Raw genomic sequence first — 17,593 nt, 5'->3', positions numbered from 1 at the left:
TCAGGAGCGCCACGTAGCATGATCGCTGTTTTGGCCGCGGCCCCTTACGGTGCCGTCGGCTGCTCTGCGGAAGACAGGGGAAACGCAATGAAGCGTATGTTGAGCGTGCTCGTCGTCGGGGCGCTGGCCTCCGGCCTCATGACCGCCCGGGCGTCGGCGGCCGGCGTGGCGACGAATCCGTTGGCGTCCACCATGACGGCCGCTCAGGACGTCGTGTCCTACTGGTTCGCGGACGGCGGGGCCAACTTGCGGAACGCCACCCCGTACGGCGTCCAGACCGCCGTCACCGGCGAGGTCCTGCCGGGCCCCGGGGCTCCCGGAGACACCAAGCCGGGCATGATCGCGCCGCAGCCCGGCGGCGCGGGCGGCAGGACGCCCACCGCTTCCGGCAAGGTCTTCTTCGTCACCTCCGACGGTCAGCCGCACTGGTGCACGGGCACCGCCGTGCAGTCGCAGTACCGCAACCTGGTCGCCACCGCTGGACACTGCGTCTACGACATCACCCGAGACAGCACGCTCGCCAAGTGGGTGTTCGTCCCCGGTTACTCCGACGGCGTGATTCCTTCGGGGCTCTACGTCGGGAAGCAGGCTTTCTCCGACTACGAGTTCGGCGTCTATCACGACTTCGACGACGACTACGCCTTCGCCACCGTCTACAACGGCGTCATCGCCACTGCCGAGGGCGAGCCGGCCGATGCCGGACGGCTCGGTGACCGGGTCAACGCGCTGGGCCTGGCCTGGAGCCAGCCGCTCGGAGACCGGGTCGACGTCTTCGGCTACCCGGCCGGTGCCCACCCCGACGGCAAGCGGCCGTACTCAGGAGAAAGGCTCGAGTCGTCCCGTGGCGAGACGGTCTCCGCGGCGGTGCCAGGTCTGCCGGCCGAGGCGCTCGTTGCCGTCAAGTCCTCGTTCACCGGCGAAGGCGCCCTCGGCTCGTCGTGGATCCTCCACTACCAGGACGGCATCGGCCATCTGAACGGCATCACCATCAGCGTCGCCGACACCGATGGCGACCAGCGTTACGACACCAGTGCGTCGCCGTACTTCGACGGCGAGCTGGCTCAGGTCCACAAGGCGGCGGGATCTTCGTGGAGCGGCCGCGTCGTGTAGCGACACGTCAGGGCAGGACCTGCCAGGCGTGCACGGCCCTCAGCGTGGCGCCACGCAGGACGGCCCTGCGCCTGCTCCCGCGGCACGGCGCCGGGCGTCGGTCACCGCAGGACGTCGGACAGCGGGGGCACTCCTTGGCGTCGGCGGTGACGCCGTCGGCGCGGGTGCTGCCAGGCAGCCTCGCCCAGCGGATGATCTCCAGCCCGAACCGCTGGTCCTGGCTCTGCACGCCCTGCGCCGCCCGGGTCAGCGCGGCGAGCACGTCGACGGCGGCCGGTGAGAGGACGGGCGTCAGTCGGGCGCCCTCGATCATGGCTGCCTTGACCAGTGAGTCGATCAGCCGCCCGGGGACCGGGACGTCGGCGAAGCCGGCTCGATGGGTGTGGCGGCGCGTGATCTGGGCGTCGAGGAGCCGCGTGTGCTCGTCCGCCTCGATCCGCCCGCCGGAGCCGATCGTCGCGAGCAGGCCGGGCCTGTCGGGATCGGGCAGGACCCGGACGACGGTGTCGTAGCCGTCGCGCCGCAGCGCCGTACGCATGGTGAACAGGGCGGCGCCGCAGCTGATCAGCATCTCCCTGCCGGAGGCATCGCTCACCGGCAGCTTCCTGGCGGTGTCGGCGCGCAGGCTGATCTGCTTTCCGCGGACGGCGAACGTCCAGAGCTGGGTGTTGTGGACGGACGGCGCCCAGCGGCCGGCCTCCACCGCCGCCTCCAGCGCCTGCTCCGCCGAGCCGATGCTCACGGTGCACCTCCAGAGGTCACGAAACCACTGACGCCGCGCGGCCCGTCCCTGTGCAGGGACCTTCGGCACCCAGGTGAGGGGCCGTCCGGCCCCACGGGGATCCGGCCGCTGACTGGGTAGGTCTCAGTCGTCACCACGGAGGGCAGGCTCATGACACACACTGGCGACTTCGGGCGTCGCATCACCCATCACCGTACGAGGCTCGGCCTCACGCTGGACCAGGTCGCCGACCGCGCCGACATGTCGGCCGGATACGTCCAGTACCTGGAGGACCACCTGCGCACCCCCGACCGGGGCACGGTGAACCGGCTGGCGAAAGCGCTGGAGACCAGCGTGGAGGACCTGCTCGGCGGTGGCCGCGACCGCCCGCCGGGCCAGGGGCCCGGCCTGGCGGAACCGGTGCTGGAGGTGCTGGAGCCCGACGAGTGCCTGCGCCTCATCACGCCGGGCGGCATCGGACGCGTGGCGTTCAACGGCCCGCACGGGCCGACGGTGCTGCCCGTCAACTACACGCTCCACGAGGGCTCCATCGTCTTCCGTACGGCGCGGGGCGGCCCCATGGACCAGGACCTGCGGACCGGGCTGGAAGGCGTGGAGATCAAGATCGGTTTCCAGGTGGACCGGATCGACGAGGCTCAGCACACGGGCTGGAGCGTCCTCGTGCAGGGCGCGGCCCACCACGTTCCGGACGACGAACGGGAGACGGTGGCCGAGGCCGAGGTCACGCCGTGGGCGGGCGGCGAACGCCACCTGTACATCCGCGTCACACCCCAGCAGATCAGCGGCCGCCGCATCCACGGCCTCTGAGAACCGGGCGCGGGGCTCAGCACCGGGGCGCCGCGCGGCGATGTGTGGCCGGGACCTCGAACCCGTACCTTTCGCTGAGGGCGCCGACGTCGTGCAGATCCTTGTCCTCGGGCGGATACGCCGTCTTGAAGCGGAACATCCATTCGGCGGCGACGCACCGTACCTCGTGGCCTGCGATGACACCCGTGCCCGTCAGGGAGTCCTGGGGATACGCGATCCCGTACGTGTTGTGGCCCTGGTCGTCGAACTCGAACACGTGCACATCGACCAGGCTGCCGCTGCCGGCTGCGAGGACGTAGTTGCCTTCGGTGTCCTCCGGCCGCGGCTGCCGCGCGTAACCCCAGCACGCGAACAGCTCTTCGAGGCGCTGGGCGTGCTCACGGGCGACGGCGATGTCGAGGTCGGAGTGTTCGCGGGTCTGCTCGCCGAGAAGCGCGTCGACACACCAGCCGCCATCGATCCACACGGGGACGTCGGCGGCGGCGAGGTCGCCGTAGAGCGCGAGGACTTCGTCGGCGTTCACGTTCGCAGGGTAACGGGCACGACAACCGTGGCGTCAGAGCACGGGACCGGGGACCAGTTCGAAGCCGGTGACGATCTCCGGGCGGATGCGGATGACCTGTTCCAGATCGCCGGAGACCCAGGGGTGCAGGAGTCCCAGGAACCGGGTCACCTCACGGGGGTCGTCCACCAGCCGGGCCCTGCCGGTGACCACCACGCTCCAGCCGAGGCGTTCTGCGACGTCCAGTTCGTCCGCCTCGAACGCCACCACGGCCTCGGACGCGGTGAGATCCGCGCCGAAGACCGTGCCGGGACCGGAACGGATGACGATCTGCCCTTCGGCGACGAAGTGGTTCACCGGCCGGATGGCCGGCAGGGCGTGCCGGGTGAACACGACACGCCCCAGAGGAACGCCGGCCAGCCGCCGGAGCGACTCCGCCGGAGTGAGTTCCTTCAGGTCGCGGCCGATCGGCATCATCGCACCATCCTCAGGCCGTCCACCGGGGACAGGTCCTCAGCGTGAGCGCACCACGGCCACCGGGCAGCGGGCGTGGCGCAGCGTGCCCCTGCTGACCGAGCCGAGCACGAGCGAGGCCACGGCCCCGCGTCCGTGCGAGCCCACCACCAGCAGGTCGGCGTGTTCGCCGGCGTCGGTGAGCGCGTTCACCGGTTCGGCGCAGTGGACGTCCTCGACGACCTGCACGTCCGGATGACGCCGCCCGAAGCGGGCGAGCCGGTCGCTGACCAGCTGCTGCCGCGCGGTGCGGACCTCGTCCATGTCGTACGTCGCCTCCGGGGCGAAGGCGTGCACCGGCAGCTGCCAGGCGTGCACCGCCCGGAGCCTGCTCCCCCGCAGCCGCGCCTGCTCGAACGCGTACGCGAGCGCCGGCTCGCACTCCGGCGAGTCGTCCACCCCGACCACGACCTCCCCGTACGTCGGGCGACGCTCGGCGGGCACCACCACGACGGGACAGCGCGTGTGACCGGCCACGCGCGTGCTGACCGAGCCCAGCAGCGCGCCGGCGATCCCGCCCAGCCTGCGGCCGCCGAGCACGAGCTCGGTGGCGTCGTCGCCCTCCCGGCGGAGCACCTCGGCGGGCACTCCCTCGGCGAGGCTCGCCTCGACCTCCACGCTGGGCTGGCGCTGCCGGACGATCTGCTCGGCCTCGTCGAGGAGCTTGCGCCCCTCGCGCAGCATCAGGTCCGGCAGGCGCGGGTCGGCGAATCTCTCGATCTGGTACGGCGAGCGGTCCACCGCGTGCACGAGCCGCAGCGGCACCCGCATGCGCAGGGCGTCGTCCGCCGCCCACTCCACGGCCCTTCGCGAGGTCGCGGAGTCGTCCACTCCCACGATGATCACGGCGTCTCCTCCTCTCGTCACCCTCCCATCCGACCTCACGGCGCGCGTATGACGGCAGGGCCGGAAGTCAGGTCCGCGACCGCCGAAGGACCCGGTCTGCCAGCGGTGTCTGTCGGCGGTGTCTGTCGGCGACGCGGTTACGAGGAGGCGGCGCGGTGGGCCGCGTTCAGGCGCTCGCGTACGGTCGGTGAGCGCACCGGCAGGTCGGAGCCGAGGTGCTCGCGGCGCAGCTCGTCCATGAACTCCTGCCAGAGCGCGGGGCCGCCCTCTTCGAGCAGCAGGGCGCGGGCGCGCAGCGCCCTGCTCGTGGGCCGGTGGCGAAGCCCCCAGCTGCCCAGCTGCGCGAACACGGGTACGAGCTGGATCGCCGGTTCGGTGAGGCTGTAGCGCGCCCGCTGACCGGCTCGGGCGTCCTCGCGGGTGAGCAGTCCTGACGCGAGGAGGCGCTTGAGCCGGTCGGCGAGGATGTTCGAGGCGATCCCCTCGAGCGAGCCGGCCTGCAGCTCCCGGAAGTAGCGGCGGTCACCGAAGACGATGTCGCGCAGAACGATCAGGGTCCAGCGGTCGCCGAACACCTCGATGGCGGCGTTGATCGGGCACTCCGACCGCGGCTCGTTCACTTCCCCCATAGTGCTTGCAATTTACCACCACCCGGCATTACCGTCCCAGCAAGTGATTGCAGATCGCAAGCGGAAGGGGCCGCCGTGCTGAAGCGGGTCGCGGAGGGCGTGCTGGTGCACGAGAGCGAGTTCGTGCAGAGCAACGCCGTCGTCGTGCAGGGCCGCGCCGGTGTGTTGCTCATCGACCCCGGGGTGCAGGACCACGAGATGGCCTGCCTCGCGGACGACCTGTCCCAGCTGGGCCGGCCGGTTGTGGCGGGCTTCTCGACGCATCCGGACTGGGACCACCTGCTCTGGCACCCGCGGCTGGGCGAGGCCACTCGTTACGGGACGGCGCGCTGCGCGGCCGCCGCCCGGGAGCAGCTGTCCGACCCGGGCGTCAAGGCCGAGATCACGGCCCACCTCGAGCCGACGGGCATCGCCGAGCACGTCCCGCTCGACCTGTACGGCCTCGTCACGGCCCTGCCCGCCGGGACGGCCCTGGTTCCTTGGGACGGCCCCGACGTCCGGGTCATCGAGCATCAGGCGCACGCGCCGGGTCATGCGGCCCTTTTCGTCGAGGAGCGCGGGGTGCTCGTCGCCGGCGACATGCTGTCCGACGTCCTGGTTCCGATGCTCGACCCGGACGCGACCGCCGACCCGATCGAGGACTACCTCGCCGCGCTGCGGCTGCTGGAGGATGTGGCGGACGGCGTCGAGGTCGTCGTCCCCGGTCACGGGTCGGTCGGCGGAGCCGGCCAGGTGCGCGCGCGGATCGAGCTCGATCGGGCGTACGTGCTGGCCCTGCGCGAGGGCCGCACGCCCGACGACCCGCGGATCGGCCCGTCGGCCCGGCCCGGCTGGGAGTGGGTGACCGACGTCCACACCGGCCAGGCCGAGCGCCTCGCCCAGCGCCCGGACCGCACCGGCACACCCGCCTGACCGACCACCGCCACCCTCCCGCACCCCGAAGACCTCAGCCCGCGCCGACGTGCCCGCGAGGACCCCAGCCCTTCGGAGAGGCCGACGAAGGTCCCTGTCGGTCGGGACCTATGCCTCTGCAACCAACGGCTTCGGGTGAGATGTGCTGGAAGGGAAAGGAACATCCGACGTGCAGGAGGTCACGATGGGCGCTTTGGAGCGCTGGGGCTCGCGCACCCTGTTCCCCGACCTGGCCGAGTTCTTCGAGTCGCCCTTGAGCATGCTGCGGACGGCGGAGAGCGCCATCCGGATCGAGGACTACGTCGACGACGGCAAGTACGTCATCCGCGCCGAGCTTCCCGGCGTCGACCCCGAGAGGGACGTCGAGATCACCGTCTCCGGCGGAGTGCTGCGTCTGCACGCCGAACGGCACGAGGAACAGAAGGAGGCGAACCGCTCGGAGTTCCGTTACGGCTCGCTGTCGCGGTCGCTGACCCTGCCGGAGGGCGTCGAGGCCGAGGACATCAGGGCGACCTACGACAAGGGCATCCTGACGGTCACCGTCCCGATGCCGGAGGAGACCAAGAAGGGGGCCAAGCGCATCCCCGTCGAGGCATGACCGGAGGTACAGCCGCATGCGACGGGCGGCGCCGCAGCCCGGCGGTCCCCATCCGGCCGCCGCCACCCCAGCGCCGCCCGCCGGGAAACCGCCCCCGGCTCAGTCGTTCTCGCGCCAGGTGACGTGGTCGATCACCTCGACCACCCCGTTCACCCGTTCCACCATGCGAACCGCGATCCGGGCGTCGCTGCGCAGCCGCATCGAACCCGTCAACGTCACGACCCCCTTGTCCACCGTGGCCCGGACGTCGGAGGTCCCCGCCCAGAGGGAGTGCCCAAGGACGTCCTCGCGGACCTCCCGCTCGATCTCGGCGTCGGTACGCAGGAACACCCGCATCAGGTCGCCCCGGCTGACGATGCCCGCAAGCCGCCCGTCCCTCCCGACGACCGGCAGCCGCTTGACACCGTGCTCGGCCATGAGCCGCATCGCCGACACGACGGACGCGTGGGAGCGGATCGTCACCGCGGGCGCGCTCATCACCCCGGCCGCCGTGTCACCACCGGACCCGCTCCGGTGGCCCTCCTTGCTCAGCGAGCGGCGCAACCTCGTACGCAACGGCGGTCTGTAGCCCTCCCCGTAGTACTGCTCCTTGAACTCCTCCTTGCGCAGCAGGTCCGCCTCGGAGACGACGCCGATCACGTGGTTCTCGCCGTCGACCACGGGGACCGCGCTGACACCGTGCGCGACCAGCGTCTCGGCCACGTCCTTGAACGGGGTGTCGCCGTGCACCGCGACCACCTCGCGGGTCATCACGTCCCGCACCATGAACCGCATGCCGGTGACATCTGCCCATTAATCGCCTTTCGGATCGTCCAGAAGGCGTCCGGCGCCCGGACCGGGGCAGGGAAGGCACGAGGGGAGGATCTGCCATGAGAGCCAAAGTGCGCGACATCATGACCACCGAGGTCGTCTCGGTCAACGGCAGCACCCCGTTCAAGGACATCGCCGAAGTGCTCATCGCGCACGGTGTCAGCGCCGTGCCGGTGGTGGACGCCGAGAACCACGTGATCGGCGTGGTGTCCGAGGCGGACCTGCTGCGCAAGGAGGAGTTCCGCGAGCACTACTACGCGGAGGGCTACCGGCCGCCGCTGCGTTCCCGGCTGCGGCACATCCTGTCCGAGGACGGGCACGACGTCCGGTCGAAGGCCGCCGGCGACAGGGCCGCGCAGCTGATGACCGCGCCGGCCGTGACCGTGCCCGCCTCCGCCTCGGCCGTGACGGCGGCCAGGCGGATGGACGAGCACGGCGTGAAACGGCTGATCGTCGTCGACGAGGACGGCACCCTGCAGGGCATCGTCAGCAGGCGCGACCTGCTGCGGGTGTTCGTGCGCCCCGACGCCGACATCGCCCACGAGATCCGCGAGGAGGTGCTCAAACGCTCGCTGATGGTCGAGACCGCGGACGTCGACGTCAAGGTGCGCCAGGGCGTCGTGACGCTGAGCGGCCACGTGGAACGCCGCAGCCGGGCCCAGCTCGCCGTACGGCTGGCCGCCCGCGTCGACGGAGTCGTCGACGTGCTCGACGAGCTGCAGTGGAAGCACGACGACACATAGGGCGCCGCTCGGGGGAGGCCGGGTTCGCTGCCCGGGGAAGGAGCCGGGGAACATGGACCGGATCGTGCTCGGCTACGACGGCTCGGACTTCTCGGTGCAGGCCCTCGACTGGGCGCTGGACGAGGCCGAGCTGCGCAAGCTGCCCCTGACGGTCAGCCACGCCTGGCAGTGGCCGTACGGGGAGGCCGACGAGGACGCCAAGGCGCACCTGCGCAAGGCCGCGGAGCACGTGCTGTGGCACGGCGCCGACTGCGCGCGCTCGACCAGTTCCGGCGTGCCCGTCGAGACCGACCTGTACGAGGGCCCGGCGCCGCTGCGCCTGGTCGAGCTGTCGGCCGAGGCCACGCTCGTCGTGGTGGGGTCGCGCGGGCTCAGCGCGCTGCCGAGGGCGGTCATCGGTTCGGTGGCCGGGTACGTCGCCGCCCACGCCGCCTGCCCGGTGATCGTCGTGCGCGGGCCGGGGCCCATCCCGGCCGCGACGAAGCCGGGGCCGGTGGTGGTGCCCGACCGGACGCCGGACGAGTCCGTCCTGGAGTTCGCGTTCGAGGAGGCCGCGCTGCGCCAGGTCCCGGTGTCCGCCGCGGTGGACCCGGCGGCCTGGGCGGAGCGGCGTCCTGAGGTCAGGGTCGAGCCGTACGGCGAGGCCGGCGAGCGCGCGACGCTCATGGTGGTCGGGCGCAGGCGGACCATGTGGTCGGGTGCGGCGAGCTTCCTGCAGCACGCCCCCTGCCCGGTCGCGGTGGTGCCCGAGGTGTGACGCGCCCTGTCCGGAAAGCAGGAACGTGGAGGAGGCCGACATGTCCCAGCCCGTGGTGGTCGCCGTGGACGGCTCCGAGCCGGCGAAAGCGGCGGCGCCACGGCGTGCTGCACCGCGCGGAGCGAAGGACGTCCTGACCACGCTCGGTCAGGGTGCGGTGCGGAGGGCGCTCACCACGGCCACCGGGCAGTGGGCCCGGTGCAGGATCCCGTGGCTCACCGACCCCAGCATGGTGGAGTTGAACGCGCCGAGGCCGCGCGACCCCACCACCGCGAGGTCGGCCGTCCGCGACGCCGCCGCCAGGGCCGGAACGGGATGCAGGTCGACGATCTGCTCCACCATCTCGACGTCGGTCGCCTTCTCCCGCCAGATGAGCAGGCGCTGCCTGACCTCGGCGGTGTCGTCGAGCGGCAGCGGGCCGAACCCCACCGGGTGCGGCGCCATGACCGGGTACCGCCTGCCGTGGAGCACGCGGACGCGCGCCTCACGGGCCCTCGCCTGGATCAGCGCGTACTCCACCGCGAGGTCGGCGCAGGGCGAGCCGTCGTAGCCCACCACGATCTCGCCGACGGGGACGCGGGGCGGCGTCCGCACCACGACGACAGGGCTCTGGGCCGACCCGGTGAGGCCGAGCCCGACAGAGCCGAGCACCAGGCCGGCGAAGCCGCCGTGTCCCCTGCTGCCCACGACCACGGTGTCGGCGGTCTCGGACTCGGTTCTCAGCCGCTCGACGACCGCGCCCGTCACCACGGCCGTCGAGACCTCCGTCCTGGGGGCGAGCTCGCGCGCCCGCTCGGCCGCGTCGGCGAGCATCCTGTGACACTCCTCCGTCGACGTCCTGCGGCTCGCGGAGACGCCGAACGCGTGCTCGGCCGCCCAGGGCTCGTGCACGTGGACGACGCGCAGCGGCAGGTCGCGGCGCCGGGCGTCGTCGGCCGCCCAGGCGAGCGCGGAGCCCGCGGTTCGCGAACCGTCGAACCCCACGACGATCGGTGCGTCCATCTCCGGCTCTCCTCCTGGTGGCGCGCCCATGAATCCTCGTATCCAGCTCACGTCCGATCCGGCCGCGCGCACAGGGCTGAAAGTCCTCGCGGAGCAGGGACCAACGGCACGCGCGGCCCTACTCCCCCCGGCCGGCCAGCGAGAAGTACGCCTCCTCCTCCTGCGCGAAGTGCAGGGCGAGCACCGCGTGCAGCCCGTACAGGCAGGCCCGCAGGTCGTCGATCTGCTCCGGACGCGGGCCGTCCGCCCCGAGCAGCCGGATGTGGCGGCCGAGCCGGGCGGCGAGCCTGTTGATCTCGGCGTGCGCCCTGCTCATCGTCACGGTCGCCTCCGGGTCGTCGAGCAGCCTGCCCAGCCGCGGGTACAGGCGTTCCTCCTCGGCCTGCTCGTGCGGCAGGATCTCGTGGGTCAGCACGTCGTGGACGCGGCGCAGCAGGGGCAGCGACGCCGGTGAGGGCGGGTCGAGCGCGTCGGCGGCCTCGCGGAGCAGCGCGAGGCCGGGCCGCAGGGCCGCGTGCTCACGGTCGAAGTGCTGCAGCAGGGCATCGGTGGGGGCGTCGACGCGCAGGCGGGTTCCCCGCGCCGGGCGCATGGCCCGCAACGCGTTGAGGATCACCGCGACGTCGATGCCCTCCTGAAGGAGCGCCCCGGCGGCGGGCGGGATGCCGCCCAGGGCCGCCGCCACCATCGCCACGAGCGACAGGCCGATGCCCACGCCGGCGCTCTGCACGGCGATGCGCCGGGAGCGGCGCGCGATGTCCATGGCGTCGGCCAGCCGGTCGAGCCGGTCGGTGGTGAGCACCACGTCGGCCGCCTGGGTGGAGGCCGCCGACCCGTGCGCGCCCATGGCCACCCCGACCTGGGCGGTGGCCAGCGCGGGGGCGTCGTTGATGCCGTCGCCGACCATCACGGTGGGAGCGCGGCGGGCCTCCTCGCGCACCCCGTCCACCTTCTGCCGGGGTGTCTGCTCGGCGCGCACGTGGTCGACGCCGAGCACGGTGGCCACGCTCTCGGCGACCTCGGCCCGGTCGCCGGTGAGCATCACCACGCGGTCGATGCCCGCCGCGCGGAGCCTGCGCAGCGTACGGCCGGCGTCGGCGCGTACGGCGTCGCGCAGGAGGATCACCCCGGCGACGGCTCCGTCCACGGTCACCCAGACGGTCATCGCGCTGTCGAGCGCCGCTCTGGCCCGCTGCGCCTCCATCCACGGCGAGTTCAGCCCTTTCTGCGCCTTCCCGACGCGTACGAGGCGTCCTTCGACGGTCCCGCGCGTACCGGTTCCCGGCTCCTCGTGCACCTGCGTGGCGCGCAGCGGCTCCGCGCCGCGCTCGTCGGCGGCGCGGACGATCGCGGCGGCCAGGACGTGGGAGGACATCCGGTCGACCGCGGCGGCCAGCCCCAGCACCTCCCGCGCGGTGAAACCCCGGGCCGCGGCCACGTCCACGACCTCGGGACGGCCCTGGGTGAGGGTGCCCGTCTTGTCGAGGACGAGCGTGCGGGCGTGGCCCAGCGTCTCCAGCGCGCCGCCGCCCTTGACGACGACGCCGCGCCTGGCGGCGCGGGACAGGCCCGAGGCGATCGCGGCGGGAGCGGCCAGCAGCAGCGGGCACGGGGTCGCCACGACCAGGACGGCGACCGCCCGCACGGCCTCTCCCGACAGCGCCCACGCCAGCCCGGCCAGCAGCAACGTCAGCGGCAGGAACCACGCGGCGAAACGGTCGGCCACCCGTACGACCGGGGCACTGCCCGCCTCCGTCTCGCGGGCCAGCCGGACGACCCCGGCGTAGGCGCTCTCCTGCGCCGTACGGGTGGCCCGCAGGTCGAACGCGGTACCGGCGTTGACGACGCCGCTGCGCACGCTCTCCCCCTGCGCGTACTCCACCGGCAGCGACTCGCCGGTGAGCGCGGACTCGTCCAGCGTCGCCGCGCCCCCGCAGACGACCCCGTCGACCGGGACCATCTCGCCCGCGGGCACCAGGAGCAGGTCGCCCGGCTCCACCTCGGAGACGTCCACCCTGCGGGGGCCGTCCTGCTCGTAGCGGTGTGCCCGGCGCGGTGCCCGTTCGTACAGGGCGGTCAGGTCGCGCCGCGCGCGCCGCATCGCGTAGTCGTCCAGGGCGCGCCCGCTGGCGAGCATGACCGCGATCAGCGCGCCCGCCAGATACTCGTGCACGGCCAGCGACCCGGCCAGCGCGAGCACCGCGATCCCGTCGACGCCGAGCCGGCCCGCGCGCAGCGCGGAGACCACCCACCAGACGGCCGGGCCGAGCGCGACGACCGTCCCCGCGATCAGCACGATGTCGGCCCAGCCGGACACCCCGAGCAGCGTCAGCACCACCCCGACGACGAGGGCGGCGACGGTGACGCCCAGGAAGGCCCGTGACCACCGGTGCGACGTCACAGCGGAACCCGCCAGCACAGCCGGGTCCCGCCGTCGGCGGGCGTCGTGAGCTCCGCGCTCCCGCCCAGCCGGGCGGCGCGTTCCTCGATGTTGCGCAGTCCGCTGCGGCATTCCGGCTTCCCCGCGCCGACGCCGTCGTCCGTGACCACGAGGACGAGTTCGCCGCCGCCGACCTCGACGAGGACGTCGGCACGGTCGGCGCGGGAGTGGCGGACGACGTTCGACAGGGCCTCGCGCAGCACCGCGAGCAGGTGCTCGGCCACCTGCTCGGGCACCAGGGCGTCGAGTTGCCCCTCCATGCGCAGGCCCGGCATGTGGCCGAGCTGGTCGGCGGCGCCCTCGACCAGGTGCACGATCCGGCCGCGCAGGGTGGGCGGGTCGTCGTCGCGGGAGGTGTGCAGCGCGAAGATGGTCGAGCGGATCTGCCGGATCGTCTCGTCGAGCTCGTCGACCGCGTGCCGGACGCGTTCGGCCGCCTCCGGCCGCTCCACCAGCCGGATCGTGCTGAGCAGGGTCATCGCGGTGGCGAACAAGCGCTGGATGACCACGTCGTGCAGGTCTCTGGCGATGCGGTCGCGGTCCTCCAGCAGGCTGAGCCGCTCGGCGTCGCGGCGCGCCTCGGCCAGCTGCAGCGCGATGGTGGCCTGTCCGGCGAACGCCTGCAGCACCTGCTCGTCCGCGTCGCTGAACGGCAGCCGTCCGCTGCGCTTGGCGAGCACCAGCACGCCGCGCGGCGGCGTCCCGAGCGGGACCACCACCCCCGGGCCGTAGCCGAGCAGGCGCGGCGGCACGCAGGGCCGGGACGTGCGCCGCATGTCGTCCTCGCACACCGGCTCGCCCCGCGTGAACACCTCGCCGACGAGCGTGGCCGCGACCGGGAACTCGTCGCCGAGGTGGTCCTCGGCGCCCTTCCCCTCCGCGATCTCGACGACGAGTGACTCCTTGGAGGGGTCGGGGAGCAGCACCTGGACCAGATCGGCGTCGCCCATCGCGCGGGCGCGGGCCGCGAGCAGGCTCAGCACCTGCCGGTGGTCGGCGCCGGACAGCAAGCTGGTGGTGACCTCCGACGACGCCTGCAACCACGTCTCGCGCCGGCGTGACTCCTCGTACAGGCGGGCGCTGTCCACCGCGACGCCCGCGGCCGTGGCCAGCGCGACCACGACGGCCTCGTCGTCCTCGTCGAACTCGCCCCCGCCGCGCTTCTCGGTGAGGTAGAGGTTGCCGAAGACCTCGTCGCGCACCCGTACCGGCACGCCGAGGAAGGTCCGCATCGGCGGGTGGCCGGGCGGGAAGCCGTACGACTCGGGATGGTCGGCGATGTCGGCGAGCCGCACCGGCCGGGCGTCCTTGATCAGCAGGCCGAGCAGGCCGAGACCGTGCGGCCAGTGCTCGATCGTGGCGATCTCCTCCTCGGTCAGCCCGACCGGGACGAACTGCACCAGCGTCCGGTCCTCGCCGACCACTCCCAGAGCTCCGTACGTGGCGTCGACCAGCTTGGTCGCGGCCTCCACGATGCGGCGCAGCACGGTTTCGAGGTCGAGGTCGCCACCGATGGCCACCACCGCCTCGAGCAGCGCGTGCACGCGGTCGCGGGTGGCCAGCACGGCGTTGAGCCGCGCCTGCAGCTCGGTCAGCAGCTCGTCGAGCCGGGTCCGCGGCACCAACGAGTGACGCTCGCCGTCCACATCTTCCAGTGTCGCACCAGGTCAGCGGCCCGGCGGCGCTCGGCTACCACCCTGAGGGGACGACGGCGAGGTCGTCCTTGTCGTAGACGACCTCGGAGCGCACGTCCACGACCCCGTCGATCAGCCAGATCCGCTCCTCCAGCGCGACCGCCTGCGATCGCCACTCGACCGAGCCGCCGACGGTCACGACGCCCTGGTCGATGTCGAGGGTGAGCGCGTGCCGCTGCGGCAGGACGGCCTTGATGTCGGCCTCCAGTTCCGCGGCCGGGCGCAGGAAGACCCGCAGGACGTCGCGCTGGTGCAGGGTGCCGATGATCCGTCCGGACGCCGGGTCGACGACGGGCAGCTGCTTGATCTGTTTGGCGTGCATCAGCCGGGCCGCCTCCCGCACGGACGTCCCCGGGGTCACGGTGATCGCCGGAGTGGTCATCAGCTGGGCCGCCGTCACCCCGGCGGCCTTGTCGCCCCGCTGCCACTCGTCGCTGGCCTCGAAGAGCGGCGCACCGGCCGGTTGTGCCGCCTTGACCAGCAGATCGGTCTCCGACACCACCCCTACGGGCCGCTGGTCCGCGTCGATCACGGTGACCGCGCCCACTCCGAACCGTCCCATCGCCCGGATGATCTCTCCGAACGTCGCCTCTTTCGACACGGCGATGGCGAACCGGCCCATGATGTCGTTGACGTCGATCCGCATGGCACCTCACCTCCACGTCCCACCCTGGTTGGGCGGGGGTGCGGCGTGCAGGGGCTAATGTCCCGGATGCGACGTGACCAACGTCCCGGTGTTTTGCCGGGCCCGATCGGGTCACTAGTGAAGACATGATCCGGGTGTTCGTTCTCGACGACCACGAGGTGGTCCGCCGTGGTGTGACCGCGCTGCTGGAGTCCGAGGACGACATCGAGGTCATCGGGGAGGCGGGCACGGCCGAGTCGGCGATCGCCCGCATCAAGGCGCTCGAACCGGACGTCGCGGTCCTCGACGTACGGCTCCCCGACGGCAGCGGCGTGGACGTGTGCCGCGAGGTGCGTTCGGCGCTGCCGGGGCTCGCGTGCCTGATGCTCACCTCGTACGCCGACGACGACGCGCTCTTCGACGCGGTGATGGCGGGGGCCGCCGGTTACGTGCTCAAGCAGATCCACGGCTCCGACCTGGTCGGCGCGGTCCGCACGGTCGCCTCCGGCCAGTCGCTGCTCGACCCGGTGAGCACCGCCGCCATGCTGCGGCGCCTGCGCGACCGGACGGCCAGGAAGGACCCGCTGGCCGCGCTCACGGACCAGGAGCGCCACATCCTCGACCTCATCGGTGAGGGCCTGACCAACCGGCAGATCGCCGAACGGCTGTTCCTGGCGGAGAAGACGGTCAAGAACTACGTGTCGAACCTGCTGGCCAAGCTGAACATGGAGCGCCGTACCCAGGCGGCCGCCCTGGCCGCGCGGCTGCGTACCGATAGGCCTTCCGAATAGGCGTTTTTCCACATTTCGGGCATTCGTGCACGAAGAGTCAACAAGCGGTTGCGCTGCGGGTCAAGGTGCGTGAGACTCGTCGCGTTGATCTGTCGCGGCACCCGCCGCGGCACCCCCCGAAGGGATGCACGTGTTGAAGTTCGTTCCGAAGGTCGTCGCCGCGGCCGCCCTGGCCGGCAGCGTCCTCGTGGCCGTTCCCGCCCATGCCTCCACCGCGTACACGCCCGAGGGCGTGTGCGGCGCGGGGTTCGCGCGGGTCGCTGACGGCGCCAAGCCCGTCAAGGACGGGAAGGACACGTACGGCTACGTCTACCTCATGTACAACCGCCGCACCGGCTACAACTGCGTGGTCACCATCAAGACCTCCTACTACCGCACCCCCACGTACACGACGGCCATGCTGCGGGTACAGGGCAGCAAGCCGGTGACCGACGCGGGCAAGTTCAAGTACTATGCCGGGCCGGTCAAGCTGAAGGCTGCCGGCAAGTGCGTCGCGTACTGGGGCACCATCCGCAACACCCGGATCGACTTCGCCGAGGCGAAGGGCGGGCGCGCGACCTTCGGCAACTGCAAGTAGCAGCGCGTTCACAGCTCCGGCCGGGTCCGCCGCCGCTGTCGTGCTGATGCTCATGCCTATCCCGTTCCTGCGCGAATGGGAGATGGCGCCCCCTGTCTTGCTCCTGCTGGCGCTGGTGTCGAACGGTATCGGCGTACGGGACCTGGTGGTGTGGGGGAACCGGTATCCGAAGCGGCGGCAGGTGCCGCTGCCGAGCGATGCTCAGCCGCCTCGCCTGCCCGGCGAGGTCCCTCCCGGCCGGCCGCCGGGCCTCTGAGCGCTGAGGGGCAGGGCGTCCGTACGGTCAGGCGGTCGGGGAGGCGAAGGGGCCGCCGGGGCCGAAGGCGAGCCGGGTGAAGTTCTCGGCGATACGGCGGTGCCCTGCCGGGTCCGGGTGGACCTCGTCGGGCAGTGGAAAGTCCGCGTAATCCTTCTCGCCGTAGAGGTCGCGTCCGTCCAGGTGATGCAGGTGGGGGTCGTCGGCCGCGCGCTGTTCGACGATCCGCGCGAGTACGTCGCGGATGACGTTCAGCGTCAGGCGTCCGGCGGCGATCTCCGCAGGGTCGCCCGTGGCCTTGAACCGCAGGGTGCCACCGTCGAGGTCAGGGGCGAGCGGCCCGGGGGTGTCCTCCTGGACGGGGCACAGGACGGGCGAGACGACGAGGAGCGGGGTCGTCGGGTGTCCCTCGCGGATGGTGTCCAGGAAGCCGTGGACCGCGGGGACGAAGGCCCGCAGGCGCATCACGTCGCCGTTGACGACGTTGATGCCGACCTTGACGCTGATCAGGTCGGCGGGGGCGTCCCGCATCGCACGGGCCGTGAACGGGTCCAGCAGCGCGCTGCCCCCGAAGCCCAGGTTGACCAGCTCCACCCCGCCGTCGGCGGCGGCCAGGGCGGGCCAGATGGCGGTCGGGTGGGCGGCGTTCGAGCCGTGGCTGATGGAGCTGCCGTGGTGCAGCCACACCCTGCGCCCGCTGTCGCGCGCCGGCTCGACCGGGGCGTCGGTGCGCAGGGCGATCAGCTCGGTGATCTCCGTGTGCGGGAGCCAGATCTCGACGTCCTTGTCGCCCGGGGGCAGGCCCGCGAAGCGGGCGGTGCCGGCGGGCCCCTCACGCAGTTCGGCCGACTCGGTGGCCAGGTCGGTGACCATGCGGACGTTGCCGCCCGCCACCGTGGCCTGGGCGGCGAGACGGCCGTCGGCCAGCAGGTCGTACACGCCGTCGGCCGGGGGCGGGAAGCCGAGGTAGGCCCGCTTGGTGGGCAACGTCTCCAGTTCGACGGTGGTGGCCCGGGTACGGAAGGCCAGCCGCACGCCGGAGGGCTGCGCCTCCGCCGTGGCCAGCCGGTCGTCGGGGATCTGGCGGCGTGCCCGAGCGGGCAGCCGGTGCGGCAGCAGACCGTGCGCGGTCGCCTCCACGTCGAGGTGACCGCGCAGGAGGTCAGCGGTGACAGGTGTGGTGATCAGGTCGTTTTCAGCGTTCATGGGGGTCAGCCTGTCGGTCGGTGTCGGTGCTGG

At 72.4% G+C, this 17,593-nt stretch carries 20 protein-coding genes; 9 read left to right on the top strand and 11 right to left on the bottom strand.

The window, feature by feature from the left end:
- Positions 1–87: 87 nt before the first annotated feature.
- On the top strand, positions 88–1,110 hold the full coding sequence (locus tag BLR04_RS15210; RefSeq protein WP_090764523.1) for a trypsin-like serine peptidase: 1,023 nt from the start codon (positions 88–90) through the stop codon (positions 1,108–1,110).
- A 7-nt stretch (positions 1,111–1,117) separates the two neighbouring features.
- Here the strand turns inward: BLR04_RS15210 and BLR04_RS15205 are convergent, their stop codons facing one another.
- Positions 1,118–1,852 (bottom strand): nitroreductase family protein, encoded by a 735-nt coding sequence (locus BLR04_RS15205; protein WP_090764521.1) that lies wholly within the window; start codon positions 1,850–1,852, stop codon positions 1,118–1,120.
- A 150-nt stretch (positions 1,853–2,002) separates the two neighbouring features.
- Here BLR04_RS15205 and BLR04_RS15200 point away from each other — a divergent pair, with 150 nt between their 5' ends.
- Complete coding sequence (locus BLR04_RS15200; protein ID WP_090764518.1) at positions 2,003–2,659, top strand: helix-turn-helix domain-containing protein; 657 nt, start codon at positions 2,003–2,005, stop codon at positions 2,657–2,659.
- Positions 2,660–2,675: 16 nt separating this feature from the next.
- On the opposite strand, the gene BLR04_RS15195 is transcribed toward BLR04_RS15200, so the two are convergent.
- The 4 genes from BLR04_RS15195 to BLR04_RS15180 all read right to left on the bottom strand — a co-directional run bounded on the left by BLR04_RS15195 (position 2,676) and on the right by BLR04_RS15180 (position 5,140).
- Entirely contained in the window at positions 2,676–3,182 is a 507-nt protein-coding gene (locus BLR04_RS15195; protein WP_090764515.1) for a nucleotidyltransferase domain-containing protein, read from the bottom strand.
- 33 nt (positions 3,183–3,215) lie between these two features.
- On the bottom strand, positions 3,216–3,638 hold the full coding sequence (locus BLR04_RS15190; protein ID WP_245740262.1) for a pyridoxamine 5'-phosphate oxidase family protein: 423 nt from the start codon (positions 3,636–3,638) through the stop codon (positions 3,216–3,218).
- Between the two features lie 36 nt (positions 3,639–3,674).
- Positions 3,675–4,520 carry a universal stress protein gene (locus BLR04_RS15185; RefSeq protein WP_090764512.1) on the bottom strand — a complete coding sequence of 282 codons (846 nt, stop codon included), beginning with the start codon at positions 4,518–4,520 and terminating at the stop codon, positions 3,675–3,677.
- A 137-nt stretch (positions 4,521–4,657) separates the two neighbouring features.
- Positions 4,658–5,140, bottom strand: a complete 483-nt coding sequence (locus tag BLR04_RS15180; protein WP_245740261.1) for a winged helix-turn-helix transcriptional regulator — start codon at positions 5,138–5,140, stop codon at positions 4,658–4,660.
- Positions 5,141–5,224: 84 nt separating this feature from the next.
- Here BLR04_RS15180 and BLR04_RS15175 point away from each other — a divergent pair, with 84 nt between their 5' ends.
- The gene (locus tag BLR04_RS15175; RefSeq protein ID WP_090764506.1) at positions 5,225–6,061 is read left to right on the top strand and encodes an MBL fold metallo-hydrolase; all 837 of its coding nucleotides are present in this window, start codon (positions 5,225–5,227) and stop codon (positions 6,059–6,061) included.
- Positions 6,062–6,230: 169 nt separating this feature from the next.
- On the top strand, positions 6,231–6,659 hold the full coding sequence (locus BLR04_RS15170) for an Hsp20/alpha crystallin family protein (RefSeq protein ID WP_245740260.1): 429 nt from the start codon (positions 6,231–6,233) through the stop codon (positions 6,657–6,659).
- Positions 6,660–6,758: 99 nt separating this feature from the next.
- Here BLR04_RS15170 and BLR04_RS15165 read toward each other — a convergent pair whose 3' ends face one another.
- The gene (locus BLR04_RS15165) at positions 6,759–7,433 is read right to left on the bottom strand and encodes a CBS domain-containing protein (protein ID WP_090764503.1); all 675 of its coding nucleotides are present in this window, start codon (positions 7,431–7,433) and stop codon (positions 6,759–6,761) included.
- Between the two features lie 95 nt (positions 7,434–7,528).
- On the opposite strand from BLR04_RS15165, the gene BLR04_RS15160 reads away from it, so the two are divergent.
- Both BLR04_RS15160 and BLR04_RS15155 read left to right on the top strand, forming a co-directional pair.
- Complete coding sequence (locus tag BLR04_RS15160; RefSeq protein WP_090764499.1) at positions 7,529–8,212, top strand: CBS domain-containing protein; 684 nt, start codon at positions 7,529–7,531, stop codon at positions 8,210–8,212.
- A 52-nt stretch (positions 8,213–8,264) separates the two neighbouring features.
- Entirely contained in the window at positions 8,265–8,969 is a 705-nt protein-coding gene (locus BLR04_RS15155) for a universal stress protein (protein WP_090764496.1), read from the top strand.
- A 147-nt stretch (positions 8,970–9,116) separates the two neighbouring features.
- Here BLR04_RS15155 and BLR04_RS15150 read toward each other — a convergent pair whose 3' ends face one another.
- The 4 genes from BLR04_RS15150 to BLR04_RS15135 all read right to left on the bottom strand — a co-directional run bounded on the left by BLR04_RS15150 (position 9,117) and on the right by BLR04_RS15135 (position 14,751).
- Positions 9,117–9,971, bottom strand: coding sequence for a universal stress protein (locus BLR04_RS15150; RefSeq protein ID WP_090764494.1), 855 nt, complete (start codon positions 9,969–9,971; stop codon positions 9,117–9,119).
- Positions 9,972–10,089: 118 nt separating this feature from the next.
- Positions 10,090–12,372 (bottom strand): heavy metal translocating P-type ATPase, encoded by a 2,283-nt coding sequence (locus BLR04_RS15145; RefSeq protein WP_245740259.1) that lies wholly within the window; start codon positions 12,370–12,372, stop codon positions 10,090–10,092.
- The gene (locus BLR04_RS15140; protein ID WP_281191452.1) at positions 12,369–14,057 is read right to left on the bottom strand and encodes a sensor histidine kinase; all 1,689 of its coding nucleotides are present in this window, start codon (positions 14,055–14,057) and stop codon (positions 12,369–12,371) included. Before BLR04_RS15140 ends, BLR04_RS15145 begins: the two co-directional genes overlap by 4 nt.
- A gap of 43 nt (positions 14,058–14,100) precedes the next feature.
- Entirely contained in the window at positions 14,101–14,751 is a 651-nt protein-coding gene (locus BLR04_RS15135; RefSeq protein WP_090764485.1) for a CBS domain-containing protein, read from the bottom strand.
- Between the two features lie 125 nt (positions 14,752–14,876).
- On the opposite strand from BLR04_RS15135, the gene BLR04_RS15130 reads away from it, so the two are divergent.
- The 3 genes from BLR04_RS15130 (at position 14,877) to BLR04_RS15120 (ending at position 16,354) form a co-directional block, all read left to right on the top strand.
- Complete coding sequence (locus BLR04_RS15130; protein ID WP_090764482.1) at positions 14,877–15,521, top strand: response regulator transcription factor; 645 nt, start codon at positions 14,877–14,879, stop codon at positions 15,519–15,521.
- Positions 15,522–15,654: 133 nt separating this feature from the next.
- A complete protein-coding gene (locus BLR04_RS15125; RefSeq protein WP_218128944.1) occupies positions 15,655–16,098 on the top strand; it encodes a hypothetical protein in 444 nt (147 codons plus the stop codon).
- Between the two features lie 52 nt (positions 16,099–16,150).
- Positions 16,151–16,354, top strand: coding sequence for a hypothetical protein (locus BLR04_RS15120; protein WP_143022053.1), 204 nt, complete (start codon positions 16,151–16,153; stop codon positions 16,352–16,354).
- Positions 16,355–16,381: 27 nt separating this feature from the next.
- Here the strand turns inward: BLR04_RS15120 and BLR04_RS15115 are convergent, their stop codons facing one another.
- The gene (locus BLR04_RS15115) at positions 16,382–17,560 is read right to left on the bottom strand and encodes a GDSL-type esterase/lipase family protein (RefSeq protein ID WP_090764473.1); all 1,179 of its coding nucleotides are present in this window, start codon (positions 17,558–17,560) and stop codon (positions 16,382–16,384) included.
- Positions 17,561–17,593 lie beyond the last annotated feature (33 nt).

Source organism: Nonomuraea maritima, assembly GCF_900100395.1.
Taxonomy (GTDB): Bacteria; Actinomycetota; Actinomycetes; order Streptosporangiales; family Streptosporangiaceae; genus Nonomuraea; species Nonomuraea maritima.
This window is presented reverse-complemented; position numbering and strand designations above follow the sequence as displayed.